2 protein-coding genes and 1 pseudogene are annotated in these 2,332 nt (G+C 37.3%); all 3 read left to right on the top strand.

Features of this window, described 5'->3' with window-relative positions:
• Positions 1 to 495, top strand: a 495-nt coding sequence (locus ACSHXM_RS21650; RefSeq protein ID WP_435692482.1) for a hypothetical protein, incomplete at its 5' end; no start/stop codon positions are given.
• A 326-nt stretch (positions 496 to 821) separates the two neighbouring features.
• Positions 822 to 2,132 carry a trigger factor gene (gene tig / locus ACSHXM_RS21655; protein WP_435692484.1) on the top strand — a complete coding sequence of 437 codons (1,311 nt, stop codon included), beginning with the start codon at positions 822 to 824 and terminating at the stop codon, positions 2,130 to 2,132.
• Positions 2,133 to 2,222: 90 nt separating this feature from the next.
• Positions 2,223 to 2,332: pseudogene (locus ACSHXM_RS21660) on the top strand (ATP-dependent Clp protease proteolytic subunit); the annotation flags it as partial.

Consider the following 2,332-nt stretch of genomic DNA (forward strand, 5'->3'; position numbering starts at 1 on the left):
GTGGAATTGGTAGACACGCTGGATTTAGGTTCCAGTGCTTCACGGCGTGAGAGTTCGAGTCTCTCCTTCCGCACCATTATTTATATTTTCTTGTTAAAAGCTTTTTATTCACTACGTTCACTATGCGCTGCGCTTATTTATGTGCTTCGCACACAGAGCATTCGCTTTGCTCACAAAGCTAGAAGCATTCACTTCGTTCACCGCAATCCATTGCGGGTTTTCAAGCCTAGTCCCTTAGGCTCCACATACTTTTTACCAACAGCCGCAAAAAGTATGCAAAAAGGGCTGTGCTCCAAACAAATTCCTATTCCATTAAATTATTGTGGCTTATGCCCGTTTCGATATTTAAGGATAGGTATTTTTAGATTAGAGAAGTTTGTGGAGCAAATGACCTTTTGGTTACTTTTGAGTCTTTTTAAAAGTAACTGGTGTGGCGAGGATGCCATATCAAAAACGCAATGGATTGCGGTGAACGAAGTGAATAAGTATGCGTAGCCCATAAAATGACGAAGTCATGACGTGGTTCACGAAGTGAATACATTGGTAGGCGAAGCCTATGCTTTTCCATCTATATATTAATCAATTTTAAATTGATTATTTTTATCTCTATATTTTGTAGGTTTATTCTCGACTTGCGTTAGTGCTATCGCTATACTACTGCGTCTTTTTTATCAGACTAATCTAAAAAGCATCGTTGTTAAATTTGTTTTTAGGATTTTCGGGTCTAATGAAGGTTCCAAAATATTTATTTTGTTATACACCGTTTAGTCTACAAGTAATCATAAAATAAGCGCCTGAGTGCGCACAGTTGAGGTAGAAAAATGCAAGTTTCCGTTGAGACGCCTACAGGTTTAGAACGCCGTCTTACTATAACCGTTCCAGCAGCGTCGATTGACACTGCCGTTAAGTCTCGTTTACAGCAGTTAGCTAAAACACAGAGAATCAATGGTTTCCGTCCAGGTAAAGTACCTGTTAACGTCATTAAAAAACGTTATGGTCAAGCTGTGCGTCAGGAAATTGCTGGCGAAGTCATGCAACAGAATTTCTACCAAGCTATTACCCAAGAAAAAATCACCCCAGCTGGTATGCCTTCTTTCGAAATGAAAACAGATGAAGACGGTAAAGATTTAGAATTCGTTGCTGCTTTTGAAGTGTATCCAGAAGTTGAAGTTAAAGACGTTGAAAAAATTAAAATTGAACAGCCTGTTGTAGAAATCTCTGATAAAGATTTAAGCAACATGATGGACACATTACGTAAGCAACATGCTACGTATAAAGAAGTTAAACGTAAAATCAAGAAAGACGACAAAGTCACTATGGATTTTGTTGGAACGATTGATGGTGAAGAATTTGAAGGTGGAAAAGCTGAAGATTTCGTTTTAGAACTAGGTCAAAATAAAATGATCCCTGGTTTTGAAAAGCCAATCATTGGTAGCAAAACGGGTGAAGAAGTTATTTCTGATGTGACTTTCCCTGAAGATTACCACGCAGAAGCGCTTAAAGGTAAAGAAGCACAATTTACAATTTCTATCAAAAAGACAGAAGGTTTAAATTTACCTAAAGTTGATGAAGAATTTGCTAAGTTGTTCGGTATTGAAGACGGTAACATTGACGCATTAAACGACGAAGTTCGTAAGAATATGCAACGTGAACTAGATCAAACTTTAAAAGCGTCTGTAAAAGAGCAAGTTATTGCTGGCTTATTAGAAAAGAACGTAATTGATTTACCTAAAGCTTTAGTCGAGCAAGAAGTTAATGTTTTACGTGACCAAGCTAAACAACGTTTTGCTCAACAGCAAGGCGGAAAAGTTGACAACATGCCTGAATTACCAGCCGAGTTGTTTGAAGAAAATGCACGTAAACGCGTAAGCATTGGTTTGTTGTTAGGTGAAGTGATTAAAACAAACGAGTTGAAAGTTGATGCCGCTAAGGTTGATGCGTTAATTCAGACTGCTGCTTCTGCTTACGAAGATCCACAAGAAGTTATTGAGTATTACAAGTCTAATGACGAATTAACTCAACAAATGAACAATGTTGCTTTAGAAGAACAAGCAGTAGAAGTACTACTTGAAAAAGCTAAAGTTAAAGAAGTTAAGAAGAAATTTGACGATATCATGAACAAACAGGCTTAATTTGCCTTTTGTTAATTGACTTAACTAGTCTGCAACTGCTTAAATGCTCGGTATCTACCGAGCATTTTTATTTGTGAAGAATACTAATATATGATGAATACACCTTTTGACCCTTCTAACGCCCTTGTCCCTATGGTTGTTGAACAAACTGCTAAGGGAGAGCGTTCTTATGATATCTACTCTCGTTTATTAAAAGAAAA

The sequence above is a fragment of the Paraglaciecola sp. genome (assembly GCF_051252315.1).
In the GTDB taxonomy this organism is placed as follows: domain Bacteria; phylum Pseudomonadota; class Gammaproteobacteria; order Enterobacterales; family Alteromonadaceae; genus Paraglaciecola.